We start from the raw sequence: 219 nt of genomic DNA, 5'->3' as shown, positions 1-219 counted from the left end.
CAGCAGTTCGTCAACGTCTGGAATGATGATATTGTCGTCTTCATGTGCCAGATGACGTGAAACAATCGTTAAGACAGCAGCACCCCGTGACTGCGTTTCTTCCAGATTGCTGCGCGTAAGGCCCGCAGTCCGATCCTGGGTAATAATAGCAATTACCGGCGTTTGGTTTTCAATCAGCGCGATCGTACCATGCTTAAGCTCACCGGATGCAAAGCCTTC

The 219-nt window shown here is 50.2% G+C and carries 1 protein-coding gene; it reads right to left on the bottom strand.

Translation table 11 applies throughout. The annotated features are described in order from the left end of the window. The coding region (locus tag LJE08_RS14735; protein ID WP_227403682.1) for an SIS domain-containing protein at nucleotides 1–219 on the bottom strand (219 nt) is incomplete at both ends.

This window comes from Holdemanella sp. DFI.5.55, assembly GCF_020593575.1.
GTDB lineage: Bacteria > Bacillota_I > Bacilli_A > Erysipelotrichales > Erysipelotrichaceae > Holdemanella > Holdemanella hominis.
The sequence above is the reverse complement of the archived record's forward strand: the minus strand, read 5'-3'. Positions and strand labels throughout refer to the sequence as shown.